The organism is Mesorhizobium sp. M2A.F.Ca.ET.042.01.1.1 (genome assembly GCF_003997405.1).
Classification (GTDB): Bacteria; Pseudomonadota; Alphaproteobacteria; order Rhizobiales; family Rhizobiaceae; genus Mesorhizobium.
This window is the reverse complement of sequence record NZ_RZRX01000006.1, coordinates 1-23284: the sequence shown is the minus strand read 5'-3', so window position 1 is coordinate 23284 and position 23284 is coordinate 1. Positions and strand designations below refer to the sequence as shown.

Here is a 23284-nt window from a genome sequence, read left to right as displayed (position 1 = left end):
CGTGAGCCAGGCGAGACCGCCCAGCCGCCCGCTGCTGGCGCCGATGCTCGGTGGTCTCGGGCTGCTCGCCGGCATGCTGCTGATCGCCGAGGGCAGGCGCTGGCTGCCGCCCGACCCGCCTCCGGTCGCGCCGACCCAGGATGCCGGCGACCTCGAGCCTGCCTCTCAGGTCCCGGTTCAAGACACGCGGCCGGGCGAGCCGGCACGCAAGATCGCCGAGGATCTCATTGCGCCGCCGCCGCTCGACCCATCCGGGATCGAGCGCATCGAGCCGCGCGCTCCGCTCGGCGAACTCGGGCTCGCGCCGCGACCGAAGACGCCGATGCCGCGGGATTGGCGCGAGACGCTGCTTTTCGGTCCGGTCGCGATCTCCTCGGCGGTCTTCGAGGCCATGGGACGCAGGGTCGCCATCAGCGGCACGATCGGCATGGACCCCGACAGGACCTGCACGTTCGACAACACTGCCTGGCCCTGCGGCCAGCGCGCGCGGGCCGCCCTCAACGCCTGGCTGCGCGGCCGGGCGCTCAAATGCCTGCTGCCGCCGGATGCCGACCGCTTCGCCATCGCCGCGCCCTGCGCGCTCGGCAAGCAGGATGTCGGGGCCTGGCTGGTCTCCAACGGCTGGGCGCTGGCCGCTCCCACCGGCATCTACGGCAAGGCGGAAGCGGTGGCGAGAGAAGCCAGGATGGGCATTTTCGGACCGCCGCAATAGCGCCGGTTTCCGTCACGGAATTGCGTGAAAGCAGAATGGTCAGAGCGGTTCGGCACTTTTAAAACTTGGCCTGATCCAACGGCAGCCGGTGCGCCGGATCCAGCGCTTCCATGGAGAAGAAGCCGACTTTGCATCAAATTGTACGCTTCCCTGAAACCGAAATTGCAACGGACCTCCTGTAAAGCAATGCGTCGAACAGGAGATTGGCCCTTGACCACGAAAACACCGATCGCGCCGGCTCAAACGTGGAAGCACCTCATCTTGCTGGCCGTGCTTGGCACCGCCGGCTGCGTCGCCCTTTCGCTGGCGCTGAACTACCTGATGCTTTTCAGCGACAGCCTGACGCCGTTCGCCCGCGGGGCCGCCACGGCCATCATCGTGCCGATCGTCATCGGCCTGCCACTGTTTGCCCTCACCGGCTGGCAACAGATCGAGATCCGCCGTTACCGGCAGGAACTCACCAAATCCGGCACCTACGATCAGCTGACCGGCTGTCTGAACGGCAAGGTGTTCACATCGATGGTCGACAGGAGAGCGGCGAGGCCGGCCGGTCCGCGCTCCGGCGCGTTTCTGGTCATCCATCCGGAGCATCTGGCGTCGATCAACCTGCGCTTCGGTCTGGAATGGGGCGACGAGGCCTTGCGCTTGATCGCATCGGCCATCCGATCCGCGGTGCGCAAGGACGATCTGATCGGCCGTCTCGGAACCTCGATGTTCGGCGTCTTCCTGCCGGGTGCGAGCGACCAGGACGCCAAGGAGATCGGCGAGCGTATTCGCGGCGCGGTCGGCGAGATCTATTTCGCGCCGAAGGGCGACAAGGACGTGCTTGCGATCAGCGTCGGCGGCGTCGTCTTCGAACATGAGCTCGATTTCGAGGACATGTACCGCTTCGCGGAGGAAGGCATGGCAGAGGCCCCCGACGAAGCCGGCCTGCGGCTGTCGCACGTCACCAACTGAACCGGCGCGATCGGTCTGCTTCTTGGCCGCACCGGCAAATGCGGCTGGGCTATGGTGGCGCTGGAACTGGAGGCCTCGCCCGGAATCGAACCGGGAGTGAAGGATTTGCAGTCCTCTGCGTGAACCATTCCGCCACGAGGCCTCGCAGGCGCGACATTGCCATGGGTTGGCGCCAGACCCATCGTCAGGCGCTGCCCGATGCGGCAATTACAGGGAAGGCTGGTGCTGCGAGAGAGGATTGAACTCTCGACCTCTCCCTTACCAAGGGAGTGCTCTACCACTGAGCTACCGCAGCCTGCGATGGCGGCGCTTCTGCCATATCGAACCGGCAAGCGCAAGGCCAAGAAAAACCCAAAGCGTCGCATCTGATTCCTGGCCGCCATTAAGCGGTTTGGGGCGGTATGCGCGGCCGATCCACAGCGTGAAACCCGCCGGACGGCCTGCTTTCATGACATAGGCGCGTTAAAATGTTAGCCATTGCGGAATCGTGGCCGGCTGAGCCGCCGGTCAGGGATGGATGATGAACGACAAGACAAATCCACCGAAAAAGGGCGAAGCCGCGCGCAAGGAACGGTTGGCCGAGGCGCTGCGCGCCAATCTGCAGAAGCGCAAGGCGCAGACGCGTTCGCGGCGCGCTGGCGACGCCGATCAGCGGTCGGAAGGCTTGCCGGCTGCTGGAAAAATGCACAAGGACTGACCAAATCAGCCATACTGCCCGGCCATAGTCGGTCCGGTTTTAGGAAAATCCTATTTCTTGAACCAAGCCGGCCAATGGTCTAAGCCGGGCGCATCAACCGATTGAACCGGCCTGTTCTGGCCGAGGGGACGTTTTCTTATGGATCGCATCAGAATTGTCGGCGGCAATAAGCTGGCCGGTACCATTCCGATCTCGGGCGCCAAGAACGCGGCACTGCCGCTGATGATCGCCTCGCTGCTCACCGACGACACGCTGACGCTCGAAAACGTGCCGCATCTGGCCGATGTGGAGCAGCTGATCCGCATCCTCGGCAACCACGGCGTCGACTATTCCGTCAACGGCCGCCGCGAGAGCCAGCAGAAAGGCTATTCGCGCACCATCAATTTTTCCGCCCGCAACATCGTCGACACCACCGCGCCTTACGAGCTGGTGTCGAAGATGCGCGCCTCCTTCTGGGTTATCGGGCCGCTGCTTGCCCGCATGGGGGAGGCCAAGGTGTCGCTGCCCGGCGGCTGCGCCATCGGCACGCGGCCGGTCGATCTGTTCCTCGAGGGGCTGCAGGTGCTTGGCGCCGAACTCGACGTCGACAATGGCTATGTCCTGGCCAAGACCCGGAATGGCCGCCTGGTCGGCAATCGTTACGTCTTCCCGAAGGTCTCGGTCGGCGCCACCCATGTGCTGATGATGGCGGCCTCGCTCGCCAAGGGCGAGACGGTGCTCGAAAACGCCGCCCGCGAGCCGGAGATCGTCAATCTCGCCGAGTGCCTGATCGCCATGGGCGCCAAGATCCACGGCGCCGGCACCTCCACCATCACCATCCAGGGCGTCGAGGCGCTGTCCGGCGCCCGTGTCCGCGTCATCCCCGACCGCATCGAGACCGGCACCTATGCCATGGCGGTGGCGATGACCGGCGGCGATGTGGTGCTTGAAGGCGCGCGGCCCGACCTGTTGCAGACGGCGCTCGACGTTCTCGTCGAGACCGGCGCCGAGATCACGCCCACCAACGAGGGCATCCGCGTCAAGCGCAACGGCGCCGGCATTGCGCCGGTCGACGTGACCACCGCCCCCTTCCCCGCCTTTCCGACCGACCTGCAGGCGCAGTTCATGGGCCTGATGACGATGGCCAAGGGCAAATCGCGCATCACCGAGACGATCTTCGAAAACCGTTTCATGCATGTGCAGGAGCTCGCGCGGCTGGGCGCCCACATCACGCTTTCCGGCCAGACGGCGATCGTCGACGGCGTCGCCAAGCTCAAGGGCGCTCCCGTCATGGCGACCGATTTGCGCGCCTCGGTGTCGCTGGTGATCGCCGGCCTTGCCGCCGAGGGCGAAACCACGGTCAACCGCGTCTACCACCTCGACCGCGGCTTCGAGCGGCTGGAAGAGAAGCTCTCGGGCTGCGGCGCGGTGATCGAGCGCATTTCGGGCTGACGCGCACGAAGCAGGTGCTCGAGACAACATAGGTCTCGCGCGCGTTGGGGCGGCCAATTTTTGAAGCTGGCGCTGCCCCTCATCCGCCCTTCGGGCACCTTCTCCCGTGAACGGGGAAGGCCGCGACTGCAGCCTTGTCGCCTTTGCTGGAACGTTCGCGATTGGCGAAATCCCTGACGAAAGCCTCCCTTCTCCCCGTCACTATACGGGGAGAAGTGCCCGGTAGGGCGATGAGGGGCAGCACAGACCTGGCGTGATTGCCTTTGCTGCATCCGTGCCGAGGTTGCACGGACCGGAAAGACCGCCTAACAGAAGGCTGAAACCAACCTTAGGTACAAATTCCGCATGGCAGCTCTCAAGCTCATCGCGCTCGACGATCAGGATCTGAGCATCGTCTCGGCGCATGTCCAGGACGCCGTGATGAAGGTCTCCGACCTGGAGTACCTGCCGGCGGCCAAGCGCTTCGTGCTGACCATGAACCGCTTCGTCTGGGAAGCGAAATCGGGCCTGTTCCGCCAGCATAATGAACGGCGGCAGAGCGTTCTGCATTTCGACCGCGTGCTCGGCGTCAAGACCAGCGGCATACAACGCGACAAGCCCGCCGAAGTGCTGTCGCTTTTGGCGATCAGCTTCATTGCCATCAGCAAGCCGGCCGGCATCGTCGAACTGGTGTTTTCGGGCGGCGGCACCATCATGCTCGACGTCGAATGCGTCGAGGCACGGCTTGCCGATGTCGGCGGCGCCTGGGAAGCCACCTCGCGACCTGTGCACAGAGGCTGACGATGGCCATCACGCTCCGCCAGTCCGATACCGATTTCGAACAGCATTTTTCGGCCTTCCTCACCACCAAGCGGGAAGTGTCGGCCGATGTCGAGGCCGTGGTGCGGGACATCATCGCCCGCGTGCGCGCCGAAGGCGACAAGGCGCTGATCGATTACACGCTGAAGTTCGACAAAGCCGATCTCGGCGCGCTCGGCATCGCCGTGTCGAAGGACGACATCGCCAAGGCCTATGAAGCGGCCGATCCGGCCACCGTCGAGGCGCTCAAATTCGCGGGCGACCGTATCCGTTCGCATCACGAGCGGCAAAAGCCGAAGGACGACCGCTACACGGATGCCGCCGGGGTAGAACTGGGCTCGCGCTGGACGGCGATCGAGGCCGTTGGCCTTTACGTGCCCGGCGGCACGGCGAGCTATCCAAGCTCGGTGCTGATGAACGCCATGCCGGCCAAGGTCGCCGGCGTCGAGCGCATCGTCATCGTCGTGCCGGCGTCGGGCGGCGTCATCAATCCGCTGGTGCTGGTGGCGGCCGACCTTGCCGGCGTTTCGGAGATCTACCGCGTCGGCGGCGCGCAGGCCGTTGCGGCGCTTGCTTATGGCACCCAGACGATCAGGCCGGTCGCCAAGATCGTCGGGCCGGGCAATGCCTATGTCGCGGCGGCCAAGCGCCAGGTGTTCGGCACGGTCGGCATCGACATGATCGCCGGACCGTCGGAGGTGCTGGTGGTGGCCGATACCGACAACGATCCGGACTGGATCGCGGCCGACCTTCTGGCGCAGGCCGAGCATGATGTCTCGGCGCAGTCGATCCTGATCACCGACAATGCCGAATTCGGCAAGGCGGTCGAGCAGGCGGTCGAACGCCAGTTGAAAGTCCTGCCGCGCGGCGAGACGGCGGCCGCCAGCTGGCGCGATTTCGGCGCGGTGATCCTAGTGCCGACGCTCGATGCCTCGCTGCCGCTGGTCGACAGGATCGCGGCGGAACATGTCGAGCTCGCCTTCGACGATGCCGAGGGCTTCCTTTCCAGGATGCGCAACGCGGGCGCCGTGTTCATTGGCCGGCACACTCCGGAGGTCATCGGCGACTATGTCGGCGGCTCCAACCACGTGTTGCCGACAGCACGCTCGGCGCGTTTCTCCTCGGGTCTGTCGGTGCTCGATTTCGTCAAGCGCAGCTCGATCCTGAAGCTCGGGCCGGAGCAGCTCAAGGCGCTGGCGCCCGCCGCGATCGCGCTTGCCAAGGCGGAGGGGCTCGATGCGCATGCCCGCTCCGTTGCGATCAGGCTGAACATGTAGCGATGCCCGGCCGCGACCAAACCCGCGACAGGCTGATCGACGTCGAGCTCGACGAAACGATCGGACGTTCGACGCCCGACGTCGAGCACGAGCGGGCGGTGGCGATCTTCGACCTCATCGAGGAGAACAGTTTCAAGCCGGTCAACGACGACGGCGCGGGTCCTTACAGGCTCAAGCTTTCGCTGGCCGAGTCGCGCCTGGTCTTTGCCGTCAGCCGCGAGAACGGCGCCGAGGTGGTCACCCACATCCTGTCGCTGACGCCGCTCAGGCGCATCGTCAAGGACTATTATCTGATCTGCGAAAGCTATTACGAGGCCATCCGCTCCTCGACGCCCAGCCATATCGAGGCGATCGACATGGGGCGGCGCGGCCTGCACAATGAGGGCTCGCAGACCCTGATGGATCGGCTCGCCGGCAAGATCGAGATCGATTTCGACACGGCGCGGCGGCTGTTCACGCTGGTCTGCGTGCTGCACTGGCGGGGCTAGATCAGGATGACGTTTCGTTGAACCGCCGTCCTGGTCCAGCTCTTTGTTGGAGTATGATCTTTTCCAAAAACCGGTTCCCACTTTTTGGGGTCATGGTCTTTTGTTGGAGCATGATCTTTTCCAAAAACCAGTTCCCACTTTTTGGGATGCTCTAGTGCCGGCCGCCCTACCCCACTCGATCCTGTTTCTGTGCGGCATGAACGCCGTGCGCTCGCCGATCGCGGAGCAGCTGGCGCGCCGCATGCTGCCCGCCACCACCTTCGTCGCTTCGGCCGGCGTACGCGCCGGCGAGCGCGATCCGTTCGTCGATGCGGTGCTTGCCGAAGACGGCCTGTCGCTTGGCGAGCGCCAACCCCGGACGCTGGAGGATCTGGAGGATGACTATTTCGACCTGATCGTGACGCTGGCGCCGGAGGCGCACCACGCCGCGCTCGAGCTCACCCGCTCACTCGCCGTCGAGGTCGAATACTGGCCGATGCCGGACCCGACCGACACCGGCGGGACGCGCGAGCACATCATGGCGGCCTATCGCGACGTGCGCGAGCGGCTGAAAACGCGCATAAGCCGACGTTTCCTGCTTCCAGAGGCAGGAAACGCCACGGATTAAGCGTGTTCACAAGCGCACGATTATCATATAGGTTCCGCCGCAATTTCCAGCCGGGTGCTGGAACTACCATCCAAGCAAAGGTATCGAATGCCGAAGGAAGAAGTCCTCGAGTTTCCAGGTGTGGTCACCGAACTGCTGCCCAATGCGATGTTCCGCGTGAAGCTCGAAAACGAACATGAAATCATCGCCCACACGGCCGGCCGCATGCGCAAGAACCGCATCCGCGTGTTGACCGGTGACAAGGTCCTGGTCGAGATGACGCCTTACGACCTGACCAAGGGCCGCATCACCTACCGTTTCAAGTAGCAAATCGGCGTTAAGCACGATGAGCATCCTGCAGAAGCTCGTGCTTGCCTCGGGTTCGCCGCGCCGCATCGAACTCTTGCAGCAGGCCGGCATCGAGCCGGACCGAGTGCTGCCCGCCGATGTCGACGAGACGCCGCAGCGCGCCGAGCATCCGCGTTCGCTGGCCAAGCGCCTGTCCAAGGACAAGGCCGAGAAGGCGCTGGCCTCGCTGAAAAGCGAGGAAGATTACGCGCCCGCCTTCATCCTCGCCGCCGACACGGTGGTGGCGGTGGGGCGGCGCATCCTGCCCAAGGCCGAGACGATCGACGACGCCATCAATTGCCTCGGCCTGCTCTCCGGCCGCTCGCACCGCGTCTATTCCGGCGTCTGCCTGATCACGCCCGGCGGCAAGCTGCGCCAGCGGCTGGTGGAGACCAGGGTGCGCTTCAAGCGGCTGCCGCGCGAGGAGATCGACGCCTATGTCGCCTCCGGCGAATGGCGCGGCAAGGCCGGCGGCTATGCCGTGCAAGGCCTGGCCGGCTCCTTCGTGGTCAAGCTGGTCGGCTCCTACACCAATGTGGTCGGCCTGCCGCTTTATGAGAGCGTGGCGCTGCTTTCCGGCGAAGGCTTCAAGGCGCACAAGAACTGGCACGTCGCGCGGCCATGAGCCTGGACGACAAGGTGACACCGCTTCGGCCAAAGCGGCCCTGCCCCGAATGCGGAAAACCGTCCTCGCGCGAGCACTATCCGTTCTGCTCCGCGCGTTGCAAGGACATCGACCTCAATCGCTGGCTGAAGGGCGCCTATGTCATCCCCGGCCGTGACGGCGAAGAGGACGACGAGGACAGCCCGAAGCCGGGCCCCAAGGACGAGGGCTAAGCGCCAGCGGCACGCCCCCTTCTAAAGCGCGTCGCGATCTTTCAGATCGCCCCATGCGCTTTAGGTTTTGATTTTACGCATGTCTTATCCCGAAACCGGTTCCCACTTCGGGACATGCTTAGCGTGGTTGCGGGCAATCAGATCCCGGCTTTGCCGGCAAGTGCGATTGCTCCTTTGCCGACATCGTTCGAACCCCATCAGGCGCCTGCGACAATTGCCCCGGAAAATCGCCCGTTAGGCGCTGGACACCCAAGATTCCCGTGCTATAACCCACGCGCTTTCAAGGGGCGCCGCCTGGTGCCTTCGCGAAACCCGGCGGGCGCATCCCGTTAGCCGGCGCAGGCCCAGATAGCTCAGTTGGTAGAGCAGCGGACTGAAAATCCGCGTGTCGGTGGTTCGAATCCGCCTCTGGGCACCATCCCCCATCTCTCGGGAAGGGCACTCTCCCGACATTCCCTTTCGCCGAAGCTTCTACGCCGCGGCTTCTGCAAGCGGCTGAAATTGTTGGCCTTTTTGCGTCGAATGGCGCATTTGAGCAGGGCTGGGAGCGCTTCGGGCGCATTTGGTCCAACGAGGCGGGGGGATGGTATTTCCGTTGGTATTCGACATCCTGATGGTATCGAAACAGCCAAGAGAGACCTGACAAATGGTCCTCTCCGACGTGAAATGCCGCAACGCCCGCCCCGCTTCCAAGCTAGTCAAACTATCAGACGGAGGCAGGCTGCAGCTATGAGTGCAGCCCACGGGCTCTCGCCTCTGGAGGCTCGCGTACTGCTTTGACGCAAGCAGAAACTGCTAGCACTGGGCGGCTATCCCCTTATCTCCCTCGCCGAGACGCGCCAGGCGCGCGATGACGCTAAACGGCTCCTGCTGGCTGGCATAGATGCTGGAAAGGAACGCAGCTTGCGGAAGGCCGACTCGGCAAAGGACTCCTTTCGCTCAATTGCGGACGAATATGTTGAGAAGCTGAAGAAGGAGGGAACGTGCCGACCGGACGATCAGCAAGGTCAAATGGCTCCTCGGCTTTGCCTATCCGACAATCGGCGACAAGTGCATTCGGGAAATCGATCTGGCCACCATCCTCACTGCCCTTCGTCGCGTGAAGGTTCGCGGTCGATACGAGTCGGCCAGGCGCCTACGCTCAACAATCGGCACCGTGTTTCGATACGCTATCGCAACGGCACGCGCAGAGGCAGATCCGACGATCGCTCTGAGGAGCGCACTCATCAGCCCGACTGTCACGCCGCGTGCGGCGATTACCGATCCAAAGGCCCTAGGCGGCTTGCTGAGGGCGGTCGATGCGTTTGACGGACAGCCTTCAACCCGAGCCGCCCTGAAGCTGATGGCAATGCTGTTTCCCCGCCCGGGTGAGCTGCGCGCGGCAGAATGGGGAGAGTTCGATTTCGAAAGCTCGGTGTGGATCATCCCTGAAGCACGCATGAAAATGCGACGGCCGCACCGCGTTCCCCTTTCGAGGCAGGCCGTCAGTGTCCTGACCTCGCTTAGAGAAATCTCCGGTGGTGGATCGCTTCTGTTTCCTAGTGTTCGATCGGATTCGCGTCCGATTTCCGACAACACGCTTAACGCCGCTTTGCGCGTATGGGCTACGGCAAGGAAGAGGCTACCGCGCACGGTTTTCGAGCAACAGCATCAACTCTGCTAAACGAATGCGGAAAGTGGCATCCAGATGCCATCGAGCGTCAGCTGGCCCACATTGAGAACAACGACGTTCGCCGCGCCTACGCCAGGGCTGAGCACTGGGAAGAGCGCATGAAGATGATGCAATGGTGGGCCGACTATCTGGATGAACTCGAGAGCAAAAATGCGCGCGTAATCTCAATGAGAGGGCACAGGGAGTCTGCTCCCTATGCAGCATTGCCGTCGCCCACTTCGAATCCAAACTCGGCGGCCAGCGAAGAATTGAGACGAACCTCCAATCTCCGGAAATGGCGCTGACGCCCAAGGAGGTGTGAGAGAAGCCTTGCTCTTCAGATCGTCAGCCGTCCCGGCTACTTTTCCGGGCGGTGTGGCGCGGCAACGGCTGGAGAAAGCGGTCATTTGAGCGCTGTGCAGGCTCGCTTCATCCGGCGTCCAGTAGGCAAAGCATAGCCTGCCTTGTCAAGTTTCACCGCCGACAGCAACGTATCGGAAAAGATTTAGGCCGGGCATTGCGCTTTGCTCATAAGGCAATTTTGCAATAGGGAAGGTCAGACCCGCAGGCAACAAGAGAGCGACGCCATGAGCCGGTACTCAGCCACCCCTCGCCCGGTTACTGTAGAACGGATCGCGCGTGCGCTTGACCGTGTTGCAGAGATCATCGTTGCGCGTAGCGACAAAGGCGAGGCATGGCTTCCGCTCTATGATCGCCTGGAACGTGCGATGCGAGACCTTCAGGCCAAGGAGAAACGCCTCGGAGAGGTGCGCGAGCGTGTCAAACGATTACGGGAGGAACCACGAACCTAGTAGTCTTCTCGTCATATCGCCCCGACCGCGGGTTGCGGTTTAAATGCGCCAAGGCCATAGAGAGAACTTCTCGTGGTTCAGTTGGCTGGGATCGCTGCATCGATTATGTCGTTGTTTTTGCTTTGTTTTTTCCTCTTTGGCCGGCGATTTGTATCACAATAGGTGCCACAAATTGTAGCACGCCTCGCAGCTGGCAGTTCCGCGCCCTGCGAAGGCATTGGCATCCATCGCAACGTCGAAGCGGCGCCACCCCTCGTGGTTGGTTTCAGGCTTTCCCGCACTGCTTATGGCGATATTGCGAGGCGCTCAACGATCGATAGCCGGGCAGTTGCGATGGATTTGGTGGACCCGGAGGGTCATCGTTTTCTACAGGAAATCAATACGTTAGCAGCTGGTTCGCCAACCCATTTCCTTCCTATGATCTCGTATGGTCTGGCGAACCTAGTGACGACAAACGAGACTAACCATTAGATCGACGCTGCGGCCGCAGGTCGCCAGGAAACTTCCTCCTAATGAATAACCGAAATGGGGCGGAAATCGGAAGCTCCGATTGGTGATGATTGAACTAGGAAGCCGACCTTCAAGCCAGCATAGTCTCGACAACCTTGTCGGCGTCCACAAGCATTGTGGTAGGCAAAGCCAAACTCGCCCAGCGGATGTGACCGGATCTTCTCGGGAGGCTCCAGGTTGCTGGCGCAGCCTGGCGGGCAGCGGATGTTCCTGAACGTCCGCGGTACGCTACGCGTTAGTTCATCGAACAGCCACAAAACCGCATGCCTAACGACACGGTGGCGGCAGGCTCCCCCGGAATCGTAACTTTAAATTGAGACACTTCCTGGCATTCCGGCAGGTGGCATCAGACGTTTCAGCGCCGCAATGCGGAACGGTGCATTAACGGCGCCGTAGCCTCTGTAGCCATTGCGACGTTCAACGATCTCGAAGAAGAAGCCATCGCCAAAGCTGCGGCTGTAGCACTGGAAGTATTCGCCTATGTCGTCACGATCATAAAGTATATTGCTTTGCCTTAGGCGATCGACAAATTCGGGATTTAGATCAAAGCGGGCGGCCAGATCGTCATAGTAATTTTGGGAAATTTGCAACGGTTGGAAGCCGAAAGCTTTGAGCTTGGCCGCAGTGGCAAATATTTCGTCAGAGGCGAAAGCTATGTGCTGGATGCTGGAGCCAAAGCTTTCGGCAATGAAATGCCCAGCCAGTGTCTTGCGGCCTTCGGCGCCATTAAGCGTGATACGCATCCCGCCGCCGTCGCTCTCGACAACTTGGCTGCGGACCAATCCCCCCGGATCGACAACATCGACCATCGGCAGCTTCCTTGTTTGAAAGATAGACGTGTAGAAAAGCAGCCAGGTCAGCATGTCGCCATAGTTCATCGTCTGCGCTACATGATCTATCCGCGTGAGGCCTGCTTCGTCCTGCGCATCGGAAATGTTGGGCTCAAATTCCAGGTCCCAGACCTTTTTAAGCGCGTCGTCCACGAAATAGATGACACCGCCGCCGACCCCACGGATGGCAGGAATGAACAACTCGCCGGGCCCGCGTTGCTCCGAGAATGTTTCGACACCCAAAGTTCGAGCCCGACTGACAGTAGCGCTAGAGTCGATCACCCGCAGGCCCATCGCATACGCATTGGTGCCATGGACGACATACGAGGAATGCGCAAAACCTTCATGGCTCGTATTGATGACGATGTTCATGCTTCGGCGACCGCCTTGGCGCCACACCGTCACGTCGCGGTTCTTGTGACGAGCCGATAGCGAGAAGCCCATCGTCGAAAGAAGTGCCGCAAGTTCCTCACCTTCCTTCTCATTGGCGGCAAACTCGACGAATTCGACCCCCAAGACGCCGACACGGTCGGGCATGTCAGGCACATTCAGTGATGTCGCGGGCTCGGCCCGGCGAACTTGATCCATCAAATTGATCAGTGAGCGTCTTCCATCGAGGGCGATCGACTTCGGCGAGCCGCCGCGGAACTGATCATTGAAGATCTCCAGCGACAGCGGCCCATCATATCCGGTCGCCGCCACCGCCCTCATGAAATCGGTGACAGGCAAGTCACCCTCCCCCGGCATGTTGCGGAAATGGCGGCTCCAATAGAGCGGATCCATATCGATCATTGGTGCATCGGCAAGCTGCACGATGAAGATGCGATCTGCGGGGATGGCTCGGATCGTTTTGACGTCGATCCTTCTCGCAAGCGTGTGGAAAGAATCGAGAATAAGTCCGACATTCGGGTGGTCCGCGCGCCGCACGATCTCCCACGCGTCGCGGGGGTCGTTGATATGGCGTCCCCAGGCAAGCGCCTCGTAGCCGACGCGCAGACCACGGCGTGCCGCGCGCTCGCCGAGCGCGCGAAGATCGGCGGCGGCCCGGTCGATCCCACCAAGTGCCGCCGGTGACACGTTGGAACAGACCAGCATCAAATCGGTGCCGAATTGCTGCATCAGGTCGAACTTGCGCTCGGCCCTGTCGAAGGCGCGCCTTCGCTGGGGCTCCGGCAGGCCCTCAAAATCGCGAAATGGCTGGTAGAGCGTGATCTCCAGTCCGTGGTCACGAACCATGCGCCCAACTTCTGCCGGCGTGCCGTCAAAGGCGAGGAAGTCGTTTTCGAATATCTCCACGCCATCGAACCCGGCCGCAGCGATGGCGGCGAGCTTTTCGCGAAGGTCGCCGCTGATCGAGACGGTGGCGATGGAGGTCTTCATGGTTGCCTGCGCATCATAGAAGCGCGATCGCCCGTGTCGGTCCGCCGGTCGCGCCCTTCACTTTTGGAATGCCGAGGAAGAGACGCGCGCCGGATTCCGGGATCGCGTCGAGATTGGCCAGGCATTCCGCGCCCCAGCGGCCGCTGCCCAGCCATTCATAGTGGACCGGAAATGTGCCGCCCGAATTGAGACCTGTGTCGAGGGAAAGCGTGTCGACGCCGATACCCTTCACCTTCCGTTCGCTGATCAGGAACTGCGCGGCCTCCACGTGAAAGCCCGGAGTATGGTTGCGCTTCTGGTCGTCCCGGCCGGAAAATTTTGGATCGCCGACCAGCTTGTGCCAGCCGGAGTTCATCACCACGCAGCAGCCCTCCGGCAACGGACCGTTCTTCGCTTCCCAAGCCTTGATGTCGTCCGGCGTCAAGGCGGTGTCTGCATTGTCGGCGGCGCGGGCCGCGATGTTGATGACGGCGACCGGGACGATGAGATCATGGATCGGGATCAGATCGGCCGTCATCCCGTCGGCGGAAAAATGGATCGGCGCGTCCATATGCGTGCCGCTGTGCTCGACGATCGTCCAGCGATTGAGGTTTACCTTGTCCTTGGCGAAGGTGACGAGATGTTCGACGGTGAACCATTTCTCGCCGCTGAAGGTCGGAAAGCCCTCGTAGAGCGCGTGCGAGAGGTCGACCGTATCGGTGAAACTGATCGGTGCCGCCGCCTCGGCTGGGCGCACCGACGGAAGTGCGGTGACGGCCGCCGCGCCAAGTCCAAGCATGAACCCAGCTTTGAGCAAGCCTCTGCGGGTGGCGGTTTCGCAGATCGAATGAAGACATCCTGGAGGGCACATGCGATTTCTCCTTCCTCTGTTGTTTGGTTTCAAGATCCACGCACTTACTGTACGAACCAGTTCGTTCATTTCTGTCCGCGCGGACCCCGCGGACCGCTGATGGGCCTGCTATTCTTTGATCAACTCGCGCAGCGATTTCAGGGCAGTCGAATATCCGCGAGGTCCGAGACCGGCGATGACCGCGGTCGCGGCCTTGGAAACCAGCGAGCGATGATAGATTTCCTCACGCCGGTGGATGTTCGAGATATGCAGCTCGATGATCGGCCCCTTGAACATCTTCAAGGCGTCGAGAATGGCAATCGAGGTGAAGGAAAAGCCGGCCGGATTGATGACGATGCCGGCGCCGTCATCAATTGCCTCATGAATCCAGCTCACGATCTCACCTTCAAAATTGGACTGGTGGAAGCGCAAAGGATGCTCACCCGCCGCCTGGCGGCATATGACCTCGATCTCGTCGAGCGTCGTCCTCCCGTAAATCTCGGGTTCACGAGTGCCGAGGCGATTGAGGTTCGGGCCGTTGATCACAAAGATCGGCTTCATTTCCTTCGACTCCCGTCAGCCTTGGTACCCGAGCAGGCGCGGCAGCCAGAGCACGAGACCTGGAAAAAACGTGATCAGCGCCAGCGAAGCGATCATCGCCCAGAGGAAGGGCAGCACGTTGCGGACTAGTTCCTTGAATGGCACTTCCGCGATCCTGGTCATGATGAAGAGCAGCAGGCCGTAAGGGGGCGTGACCAGGCCAAGCATGATGTTGACGACGACCACGACGCCGAAATGCACCAGATCGATACCCAGCGCCCGCGCGGTCGGGATCAGCACCGGGACGATCACCAGCAGGATGGTCGTCCCCTCCAGCACGCATCCAAGCAGCAACAGCAGGATGTTGACGAGGATCAGGAAGCCGATGGGCGACAGCTGCCAGTGCTGCAGCAGCGTGCTGACCGATTGCGGGATGTTCTCGACGGTGACCACATAGTTGAACACCAGGGCGCCGCCGATCAGCATGCCGATAGAGGCGCTGGTGCGGGCGCTGACCAGGACCGAGCGATAGAAATCGGCCAAGCTGACACTGCGGTAGAAGACGACCGAAACCAGCAGCGCGTAGGCGCCTGCGACGGCGGCAGCCTCCGTGGGCGTTGTTGCGCCGCTGTAGATGCCGCCCAGGAGCACCACAGGCATCATCAGGGAGGGTAGCGCCTGCCAGGTGATGCGCGGCATCTGGCGCAGCGGCGTCGGCGGCTCGACCGGGAAGCCGCGGACGCGGGCATGGTAAGCGACGATGATCATTTGACCTGTGGCCATCAGAAGACCGGGCACGACGCCACCGAGGAAAAGGTAGCCGATCGAGGCGTCGGAAACGAGCGCGTAGACGACCATCGGGATAGAGGGCGGGATGATCGGCCCGATCACCGCCGTCGCGGCCGAAAGAGCGGCGGCGTAGCTCGGCGGATATTTTCCGTCCTTTGTCATCATCTTCTGCATCAGTTTGCCTGGGCCGGCGGCGTCTGCGATCGCGGATCCGGACATGCCGGCGAAGATGATCGCCTGGACGATGTTGACGAAGGCGAGGCCGCCGCGGAAACGGCCGACGATGGCATTGCAGAAGCGCAGCAGGCGCTCCGTCATCGAGCCGATATTCATCAGCTCCGCAGCCAGCACGAACAAGGGGACGGCGAGAATGATATAGTTGGCGTACATGCCGTTCAAAAGCTGCTCGGCGACGGTGCCCATATCGAGCCCGGCAAGCAGCAGATAGAGGATCGAGCCGGCGATCATGGCATGGCCGATCGGCAGACCCAGAAAGGCAAGCGCGGTGATCGCTATGACCGACAGTGAGAAGGGGCTGGCGAGGTTCACGTGCCGGACCCCATTTGTGTCGGATCCGGCTTCTCAGGGGCCGGACCGAAGGCTGCCTGCCAGGAAAGCCAAAGGTAGCGCACGAGGGTCGCGACGGCAAAGACCAGATAGATCGAGAAGAGCCAGTCGAAACGGAACTTCAGGTAGGCAGTGTGCTCGACCTTCATGAAGGTCACGTAGTCGAACACCGCTGGCAACGAGATCGTATAGAGCACGATGAGCGCCACGGCCGCAGTCAGGAACATGATGCGGCGGATGCCTGGTCCTGCCGATGCATAGAAGAGGTCGAAGCGGATCTCTTCTTCCTCCCGGATCACGAAGGCGGCCCCCCAAAGCACCAGCCAGATCCACAGCATCACACTGAGCTCGTTGGTCCAGCCGATCGGGAAGTTCAGCAGATAGCGAAAGACGATCTGCAGGATGAACACGGCAAACATCAGCGCCATCATGGCGGCCAGCACGGCCTCCGCGAAGCGATAGAGTCGGCCGGCGATTTCGCGCGGATTGGCGTTCAAGATTGGTCCCTCACGGCGGCGGCAGCCGGCTCCAGGGTATTCACCCTGGACCTGGATTGTTCAGAGCGAGTTGATTTTCTCCAGCATGCCGGCCGGCCAGTCTTTCGCCAGGTCGGAGGCCAGATACTGCTCTTGCACGTGCTTGCGGAAGGCGGCGACGTCTGGCTCATAGAGCTTCAGCCCCTTGCCTTTGAAAAACTCGACCAACTCCTTTTCCCGCGCCAGATGCTTGCCGGTCGAGAACTCGATGGCCGCGTCGGCCGCTGCCTGGAACCGCCCCTGCTTCTCGGCGCCCATCTCGTCCCACACCTTCTTCGAGACGGCGAGGAGATCGAAGCCGACGAGGTGCGAGGTGAGCACTATCTGCGACATGACCTCGTAGAATTTCATGTTCTCGACATTCGGCAGCGGATTGTCCTGCCCATCGATGGCGCCTGTCTGCAGGCCGGTATAGACCTCCGCATAGGCCATCGGGGTCGGGTTGGCCCCCAGTGCCTTGCCGAGGAACTGCCAGGCGTCGCCACCCGGCATCCTGAGTTTCACGCCGGTCAGGTCTTCCGGCGTCTTGACCTGCTTGTCAGGTTTGAGGCCAACCTGGCGTACACCGAAATATGTCGGGCCCAGCACTTTTATGCCAAGCTGGTCTTCAGTCATCTTCTTCAGGTCCGCGCCCGGCTCGCTTGCGAAGAATTTCCTCATATGGCCGGCGTCTCGGAACAGATAGCCTGCGGTGACGATCGACCATGCCGGGATCTGCTTGGAGACGTCTTGCGGAGCGATGTTGCCCATTTCGAGGTTGCCGCGTTGCATGGCGACAAGCTCTGTTCCTTGCTTGAAGAGGTTACCTCCGTAGTAGCCTTCGAAGGTGAAGTCGTCTTTGATGGCGTCAGCGAATTTCTTCATCATCTCCGCGCGGATGTCCTGCTCGGAGAACACTGCTGAGAAGCGCAGCTTCGTCTTGTCCTGGGCGAAAGCCGGAAAGGCCGTGGCGGACGCCACAAGAGCTGTGCCGACAAGAAACTGGCGTCGGGTTGCGTTCAACGTCATATCTTCCTCCCTGTTTTACTGGTTTTAGTCTGCTGTTGCTGGCCCGCTGCCCTCTGGTCCCGCAGCGGGCGACTCATCAAAGGCGGCGAACGCAGTCCTCATTCGATCGATGTCCGGCGCGATGCCGGTGAAAAGCTGGAAAGCGCGCGCCGCTTGATGGACAGCCATGCTCTCCCCGCTCAGCGTGCGACAGCCTCGCCGCCGTGCCTCGGCGAGCAACTCCGTTTCAAGCGGGAAGTAGACGATGTCGGCTACCCAGCAGTCTGGCCTCAGCAACGCTGGATGAAGGGGAATGCCAGGCGATTTGGCCATGCCGACGGGCGTTGCGTTGACAATCCCATCGACCCGAGCCGCTGCCGCCACGACGTCGGGAGCAACTGTCACACGATCGGCGCCGAACCGTCCCGCAAGCCGCTCCGAAAGCGCGGAGGCCCTGCCCTGCGCAACATCGAACAGGCGCAGTTGCCCGATGCCGCTCTCCAGCAATGCGTAGGCGATCGCCGCACCCGCGCCGCCAGCGCCGAGCAGAAGGACGCTGTCCTGGCGCGCGCCGATCATCTCGTGCGTGAAACTTTCCCTGAACCCGTGCAGGTCGGTGTTGTGGCCGATACGGCGGCCGCCCCTCAGCACGACGGTGTTGACGGATCCGATTGCTTCCGCCGCCTCGGACAGTTCGTCGAGAAGCGGAATAATGTCCTGCTTGTAGGGGAAGGTGACGTTCAGCCCATCGAAGCCGAAATAGCTGGCGAAAGAGACTATTTCCTCCAGCCGCACTCTGCCATCGCCCATGCCGTCGGCATCCAGCAGGCGATAGATATAGGCGATGCCACGTGCCCTACCCTCGGCCTCATGCATCGCCGGCGTGCGCGACAACTGAATACCGCGTCCTATCAAACCGACAAGTATGCGCTGCGTATCGGGAGCAGCGTCCCGCCTGGTCTTGATGCTGGTCGCTACTGAAGCCAACCCATCCTCCCGGATAACGGCCTTGCCGCGGCAAGTTCCTCCCGTAATCCGCGCCAACATTGTACTGCCTGGTTAATTTCGTCAACAGCTTTGTACGAGGCAGTTAATTTGCTAATAAGCTGGGCGAACGGATGGCCAGCCAAGGAAGGATCGTAGCCCGCCATGGACAACAAGACAGCGAATGGGCGAGGCGGCTGGAAGCAGGATCCGGCGGGCGTGCGCAAGAACATCCTCGCGGTGGCAATGGCGGAGTTTGCGGCCAACGGCCTTGCGGGCGCGCGCATTGATGAGATCGCAGCCAAGACGGACACGTCGAAACGGATGATCTACTATTATTTCGGCGACAAGGAACGGCTTTACGGCAAGGTTCTGGAAGAAGCCTACCGCGAGGTCCGCGCTGGCGAAGAAGACCTCGAGCTCGACCATCTTAGTCCGGTCGCTGCGCTCACGAGGCTGGCAGAGTTTACCTTCGATCATCACAGCCGCCATCCGGACTTTATCCGGATGGTCATGATCGAGAACATTCATAACGGGCAGTATCTGGCGAGATCGGAGCAGATCCGCCTGCTCAATGCAGGCGCGGTTCAGAACCTTGAGGCGATCTGCCGACGCGGGCGGGAATTGGGCCTTTTTCGCGATGATGTGGCGCCACTTGAGCTCCATTGGCACATCAGTGCAATGAGCTTCTTTAATGTCTCCAACCGAGCGACCTTCTCGCACATATTTGGCGACACGTTGTTCGGGGCCGACGGGCAAAGATCACTGAAGCAGCACATGGTGGAGATGGTGGTCGGGCTGGCACTGAAGCCGGATAACCACGGACGTAGATGAAGCGCGGTTGTGAATCACTCAATAGCGACGTTTCCGGGCCAAACACAAACGTCGGCGCCGGCAAGGAACGGGCGACAGTGTCGACGCCCGATATTGAACGCGAAAGCCGATCAGCCAAACGACGACAAATGCTTGCCTGGCCAGTGAGCCTCGCAAGCTGCTCGAACCGTCGCGTCAAACTTGATCGGTCCTTGGTCTTCAACTCCGCGAGAATTCTCAATTTGAGAAAATTAGGACGGGCTGAACGGCCCCATGCAGCTACCATCACTGGTGCGGGCTTGAGAGGAGCTTGTCCCGCAAGTTCTTGTTGTAAAAGCGAATAATGCTGTCCATGCAACAGTGAACGAAACAGAGTTAACCGTGATCAGGGAGGACACGGTGTTGGGCTCAGTGAGCGGAAAATCCATCATCGTCACCGGTGCAGGCCGTGGCATTGGCGCGGAGATCGCACGCGATCTCGCCCACAACGGCGCTAGGGTTTGTGTCGCCGACATCAACATCGAAGCCGCGAAGAAAGTTGCAGACGATATCGGCGGCTCGGCCTTTGCCGGTGAGGTGGACGTTACCGACAGAGCGAGCACCCGGAAATTGATCGCCGCAGCGGTCGAAACGTTCGGGCGGCTAGATGTGATGTTCAACAATGCCGGCATCAGCCAGACGCGCCCATTCATGGATGTGACCGAGGATGACTGGCGTCGCATCATGGACGTCAACGCCCTGGGCGTGTTGATCGGAACCCAGGAGGCTGCCGCGCAGATGAAGGCTCAAGGGACTGGCGGCAAGATCCTCAACACGGCCTCGATTGCTGGCAAGCAGGGCTATCCGCTCTTCGCGCACTACTGTGCGTCGAAGTTTGCCGTAGTGGCACTGACTCAAGCGGCGGCGCGGGCGTTGGCAGCTGACCGGATCACCGTGAACGCCTTCGCACCCGGTGTCGTGCGCACCGAGCTCTGGGAACAACTCGACCGCGAGTTCATGACGCTCGGCCTGACTGATAAGCCGGATCAAGCGATCAACGAATTCAGCCAGTCGATCTTGATCGGCCGCTATTCGCAGCCGGAAGACATCACCGGCGTCACCACATTCCTTGCGTCGACAGGGTCGGATTATGTGACCGGGCAGACCTTCATGGTCGACGGTGGAATGGTGTTGACATGAACTTGTCTCAGGAGCGCATTTGATGAAGGCAGTAAGGTTTCACGCAGCCAGGGATATACGTGTCGAGAATGTAGCCGGGCCTTCAAAAGTGCTTGGCCCAAACGACGTGCTCGTCAAGCCGCTGGTGACCGGCATCTGCGGCACCGATCTTCATGAATACATTGCCGGGCCGATCGTCACGCCGCAAACACCCCACGTCTATACCGGCGCCACCAATCCGCAGATTCTCGGCCACGAGTTCAGCGCCATTGTGGCCGACAAGGGGTCGGCAGCCGCCAATGTTAAGGTCGGAGACCGGGTGTCGATCCAGCCGCTGATCTCGCCCCGCAATGACTACTATGGCCGAAGGGGACTCTATCATCTAAGCGAGAAGATGGGCTGTGTCGGGCTGAGTTGGGCCTGGGGCGGGATGGCGGAATACGCTGTCGTGAACGACTACAACGTTGCCGTAGTGCCGAAAGGCGTCAGCGACGTACAGGCTGCGATGATCGAGCCGGCGGCCGTCGCGGTGTATGCTGTCGACCGCGGCGAAGTGACTTCGGGTTCTACGGTGCTGATCTCCGGTCTGGGCCCCATCGGCGCACTGGCGCTACTTGCCGCTAGGGCGGCTGGCGCGGCCGTCATCTTTGTCAGCGAGCCCAATGCCTATCGCCGTGGCCTCGCCAAGCAGTTGGTTCCCGACGCGATCTGTCTCGATCCGACAAAAGACGACGTACCCGCCCTCATCCGCGATCATACGGAAGAAGGCGTCGGCGTCGATGTTGCTCTTGAATGCGTCGGCCTCGAATCCAGCCTCAATGCTTGCGCTGCCTCGATCCGTCGACAGGGCAAGGTGGTGCAGACCGGCCTTCATATGAAGCCCGCATCCATCGACGCGATGCTTTGGGCACTGAAGGACATCACCGTGGAGGCCACTTGGTGCTACCCCGTGCAGTCCTGGCCACGGATCATCCGAATGGTCGAGGCAGGACTGCTGCCGGTTGAAAAGATCTGCACCGCGCAGATTTCGGCCGACGATGTCGTCGCCAAGGGCTTCGAAGCCCTTCTCGACAAGTCCGTCAACCACATGAAAATTCTCGTTACGGTTTGAGTTCGACATGAGCAGCAAGAAACCGCCTGTAAAAGTCGCAATGATCGGCCTCGGCTGGTGGGGCAAGAAGATGACCGCCGTCCTTCAGAAGGCTCCCGACGAGATAGATATCGTTTGCGCCGCCGAGCCCAGTCCAGCGGGAGCCGAGTTCGCAGCCGCGAACGGATTGGTCTGCTATCCGGACGACAGGGGAGCGCTGGCCCATCCGGGCGTCGAGGCGGTTATTCTTGCAACGCCTCATTCGCTGCACGCCGAGCAGATCGAGCGTACGGTTGCTGCGGGCAAGCATGTGTTCTGCGAAAAGCCCCTGAGCCATACCCGAAGGGGTGCAGAGGCCGCGGTTAATGCCTGCCGCGCAAGGAATCTTGTGCTCGGCATGGGGCATGAGCGCCGCTGGGAGCCGCCGGTGGCGGAAATGCTTCAGGCTGCCCGATCCGGGAAGCTCGGTCGCCTCCTGCAGGTCGAGGCCAATTTCAGCCATGACAAGTTCCTGGCCCTCAATGCCGACAACTGGCGCCTCAATGCCGCCGAAGCCCCTGTGGCCGGCATGACCGCCACAGGCATTCATCTCACCGACCTCTCGACAGCACTGTTCGGTCCCGCGCGCGACGTCCGCGTGTCCTGCGAGAACCTTGGTTCTGATTTTCCGCAAGGTGACACGATGAGCGCCCACATCCGCTTCAAGTCGGGCGGCACGGCCTATATTTCCGCGACGCTTGTGACGCCGTTCGTCTCGCGCTTCGCGGTGTTTGGATCCAAGGGGTGGATCGACATCCGCGACAAGGCGCATGTCGAGTCCCCGGCGGGCTGGGTCGTGACATCAGCCGAAACGGGCTCACCCATCACCGTGAAGGAAGTGGCCCCAGCTGAGCCTGTGCGCGACAACCTCGTGGCATTTGCCCGTGCCGTGCGCGGCGACGCGCCGTATCCGGTCACCGGCGAAGAACTCGTCAACAACATCGCGATCCTCGAAGCCATCATTGCCTCCGCGGCGCAGGATGGGGCGGTCGTGGCAGTCTAGGAGAAGACCATGAAGGCCCTTGTTTTCGAAAAGCCTGATCGACCGGTCGTCGTTGATGTTCCGATGCCTGTCATTGATGACACCGAGGTTATGGTGCGCACCCGCACTGTCGGCATCTGCCACTCGGACTATGAGCTCCTGGCTGGGCGGTACATCATTCCCATCTCCTATCCAGTGACGCCCGGGCACGAATGGTGCGGCGAGATCGTGGAAGTCGGGAAGGCCGTCAAGAACTTCCGCGTCGGGGACCGTGTTGTGGGCGAGTGCGTGGTTCGCACGCCGGAGCGCCTGCATCATTTCGGCTTCTCGATGGATGGCGCCGATCGGCAGTATTTCAACGTCAACCCCGATTGGCTGCACAAACTGCCGGACAGCGTGGACGACAATCGTGGCGCTCTGATCGAGCCTTTCACCTGCGGCTTCTACGCCGTGCTTCGTTCCGGCGGGACCAACGCCAGCGAGACGGTGGTTGTCTCCGGCGGCGGCACGATCGGTCTTGTATCGGCGGCTGCAGCGGACGGGTCGATCGCTTCCGTTGCGCCGAGCTTCAGCGCGACGTCGCGGCGGGTTTGGATCGGATCGACAACGACAACATTTGCTCCCATCCCAATCGCTGCAGCCGACCGGATCAAGGA

23 protein-coding genes, 3 tRNA genes and 1 pseudogene are annotated in these 23284 nt (G+C 61.6%); 18 read left to right on the top strand and 9 right to left on the bottom strand.

The window, feature by feature from the left end; translation table 11 throughout:
- Position 1: 1 nt before the first annotated feature.
- Positions 2 to 712 (top strand): thermonuclease family protein, encoded by a 711-nt coding sequence (locus EOA23_RS01910; protein ID WP_245473961.1) that lies wholly within the window; start codon positions 2 to 4, stop codon positions 710 to 712.
- 210 nt (positions 713 to 922) lie between these two features.
- The gene (locus EOA23_RS01905) at positions 923 to 1669 is read left to right on the top strand and encodes a GGDEF domain-containing protein (RefSeq protein ID WP_245456175.1); all 747 of its coding nucleotides are present in this window, start codon (positions 923 to 925) and stop codon (positions 1667 to 1669) included.
- A gap of 67 nt (positions 1670 to 1736) precedes the next feature.
- Here EOA23_RS01905 and EOA23_RS01900 read toward each other — a convergent pair.
- Both EOA23_RS01900 and EOA23_RS01895 read right to left on the bottom strand, forming a co-directional pair.
- Positions 1737 to 1811: transfer RNA gene (locus EOA23_RS01900), tRNA-Cys, on the bottom strand.
- 78 nt (positions 1812 to 1889) lie between these two features.
- Positions 1890 to 1964, bottom strand: a tRNA-Thr gene (locus tag EOA23_RS01895).
- 225 nt (positions 1965 to 2189) lie between these two features.
- On the opposite strand from EOA23_RS01895, the gene EOA23_RS35520 reads away from it, so the two are divergent.
- The 11 genes and pseudogenes from EOA23_RS35520 to EOA23_RS01845 all read left to right on the top strand — a co-directional run bounded on the left by EOA23_RS35520 (position 2190) and on the right by EOA23_RS01845 (position 10087).
- Positions 2190 to 2366, top strand: a complete 177-nt coding sequence (locus tag EOA23_RS35520; protein ID WP_189341467.1) for a hypothetical protein — start codon at positions 2190 to 2192, stop codon at positions 2364 to 2366.
- A 138-nt stretch (positions 2367 to 2504) separates the two neighbouring features.
- Positions 2505 to 3797: a UDP-N-acetylglucosamine 1-carboxyvinyltransferase gene (murA, locus tag EOA23_RS01890; protein WP_127302694.1), complete on the top strand. Its 1293-nt coding sequence runs from the start codon at positions 2505 to 2507 to the stop codon at positions 3795 to 3797.
- Between the two features lie 345 nt (positions 3798 to 4142).
- On the top strand, positions 4143 to 4577 hold the full coding sequence (locus tag EOA23_RS01885) for a DUF2948 family protein (RefSeq protein ID WP_042640811.1): 435 nt from the start codon (positions 4143 to 4145) through the stop codon (positions 4575 to 4577).
- 2 nt (positions 4578 to 4579) lie between these two features.
- Positions 4580 to 5872, top strand: a complete 1293-nt coding sequence (gene hisD / locus EOA23_RS01880) for a histidinol dehydrogenase (RefSeq protein WP_127302693.1) — start codon at positions 4580 to 4582, stop codon at positions 5870 to 5872.
- Between the two features lie 2 nt (positions 5873 to 5874).
- Entirely contained in the window at positions 5875 to 6360 is a 486-nt protein-coding gene (locus EOA23_RS01875; protein WP_127302692.1) for a UPF0262 family protein, read from the top strand.
- 154 nt (positions 6361 to 6514) lie between these two features.
- Positions 6515 to 6967 (top strand): low molecular weight phosphatase family protein, encoded by a 453-nt coding sequence (locus EOA23_RS01870; RefSeq protein WP_281058738.1) that lies wholly within the window; start codon positions 6515 to 6517, stop codon positions 6965 to 6967.
- Between the two features lie 87 nt (positions 6968 to 7054).
- A complete protein-coding gene (infA, locus tag EOA23_RS01865) occupies positions 7055 to 7273 on the top strand; it encodes a translation initiation factor IF-1 (protein WP_006200926.1) in 219 nt (72 codons plus the stop codon).
- 19 nt (positions 7274 to 7292) lie between these two features.
- Positions 7293 to 7919, top strand: coding sequence for a Maf-like protein (locus tag EOA23_RS01860; protein WP_042640800.1), 627 nt, complete (start codon positions 7293 to 7295; stop codon positions 7917 to 7919).
- Entirely contained in the window at positions 7916 to 8131 is a 216-nt protein-coding gene (gene yacG, locus EOA23_RS01855) for a DNA gyrase inhibitor YacG (RefSeq protein WP_126062560.1), read from the top strand. Before EOA23_RS01860 ends, yacG begins: the two co-directional genes overlap by 4 nt.
- 342 nt (positions 8132 to 8473) lie before the next feature.
- A tRNA-Phe gene (locus EOA23_RS01850) sits at positions 8474 to 8549 on the top strand.
- A gap of 228 nt (positions 8550 to 8777) precedes the next feature.
- Positions 8778 to 10087 (top strand): annotated as a pseudogene (locus EOA23_RS01845) (integrase arm-type DNA-binding domain-containing protein).
- 1325 nt (positions 10088 to 11412) lie between these two features.
- Here EOA23_RS01845 and EOA23_RS01840 read toward each other — a convergent pair.
- The 7 genes from EOA23_RS01840 to EOA23_RS01810 form a co-directional block, all read right to left on the bottom strand.
- Positions 11413 to 13314 carry a sugar phosphate isomerase/epimerase and 4-hydroxyphenylpyruvate domain-containing protein gene (locus EOA23_RS01840; protein ID WP_127302691.1) on the bottom strand — a complete coding sequence of 634 codons (1902 nt, stop codon included), beginning with the start codon at positions 13312 to 13314 and terminating at the stop codon, positions 11413 to 11415.
- Between the two features lie 13 nt (positions 13315 to 13327).
- Positions 13328 to 14092, bottom strand: coding sequence for a cyclase family protein (locus EOA23_RS01835; protein WP_189341466.1), 765 nt, complete (start codon positions 14090 to 14092; stop codon positions 13328 to 13330).
- Positions 14093 to 14272: 180 nt separating this feature from the next.
- Positions 14273 to 14704: a type II 3-dehydroquinate dehydratase gene (locus EOA23_RS01830; protein ID WP_127302689.1), complete on the bottom strand. Its 432-nt coding sequence runs from the start codon at positions 14702 to 14704 to the stop codon at positions 14273 to 14275.
- A gap of 15 nt (positions 14705 to 14719) precedes the next feature.
- Positions 14720 to 16021 carry a TRAP transporter large permease gene (locus tag EOA23_RS01825; protein ID WP_127302688.1) on the bottom strand — a complete coding sequence of 434 codons (1302 nt, stop codon included), beginning with the start codon at positions 16019 to 16021 and terminating at the stop codon, positions 14720 to 14722.
- A complete protein-coding gene (locus EOA23_RS01820) occupies positions 16018 to 16536 on the bottom strand; it encodes a TRAP transporter small permease (RefSeq protein WP_348628540.1) in 519 nt (172 codons plus the stop codon). Before EOA23_RS01820 ends, EOA23_RS01825 begins: the two co-directional genes overlap by 4 nt.
- 60 nt (positions 16537 to 16596) lie before the next feature.
- Positions 16597 to 17583, bottom strand: coding sequence for a TRAP transporter substrate-binding protein DctP (dctP, locus tag EOA23_RS01815; RefSeq protein WP_127302687.1), 987 nt, complete (start codon positions 17581 to 17583; stop codon positions 16597 to 16599).
- A gap of 24 nt (positions 17584 to 17607) precedes the next feature.
- Complete coding sequence (locus EOA23_RS01810; protein ID WP_281058739.1) at positions 17608 to 18528, bottom strand: shikimate dehydrogenase; 921 nt, start codon at positions 18526 to 18528, stop codon at positions 17608 to 17610.
- A 183-nt stretch (positions 18529 to 18711) separates the two neighbouring features.
- On the opposite strand from EOA23_RS01810, the gene EOA23_RS01805 reads away from it, so the two are divergent.
- The 5 genes from EOA23_RS01805 to EOA23_RS01785 form a co-directional block, all read left to right on the top strand.
- The gene (locus EOA23_RS01805; RefSeq protein WP_127302685.1) at positions 18712 to 19380 is read left to right on the top strand and encodes a TetR/AcrR family transcriptional regulator; all 669 of its coding nucleotides are present in this window, start codon (positions 18712 to 18714) and stop codon (positions 19378 to 19380) included.
- Between the two features lie 360 nt (positions 19381 to 19740).
- Positions 19741 to 20538 (top strand): glucose 1-dehydrogenase, encoded by a 798-nt coding sequence (locus EOA23_RS01800; RefSeq protein WP_245473957.1) that lies wholly within the window; start codon positions 19741 to 19743, stop codon positions 20536 to 20538.
- Positions 20539 to 20560: 22 nt separating this feature from the next.
- Complete coding sequence (locus EOA23_RS01795) at positions 20561 to 21628, top strand: alcohol dehydrogenase catalytic domain-containing protein (RefSeq protein ID WP_127302684.1); 1068 nt, start codon at positions 20561 to 20563, stop codon at positions 21626 to 21628.
- Positions 21629 to 21635: 7 nt separating this feature from the next.
- The gene (locus EOA23_RS01790; RefSeq protein WP_127302683.1) at positions 21636 to 22649 is read left to right on the top strand and encodes a Gfo/Idh/MocA family oxidoreductase; all 1014 of its coding nucleotides are present in this window, start codon (positions 21636 to 21638) and stop codon (positions 22647 to 22649) included.
- 9 nt (positions 22650 to 22658) lie between these two features.
- Positions 22659 to 23284 (top strand): medium chain dehydrogenase/reductase family protein (locus EOA23_RS01785; protein WP_148669350.1); only part of this gene is annotated, 626 nt, incomplete at its 3' end.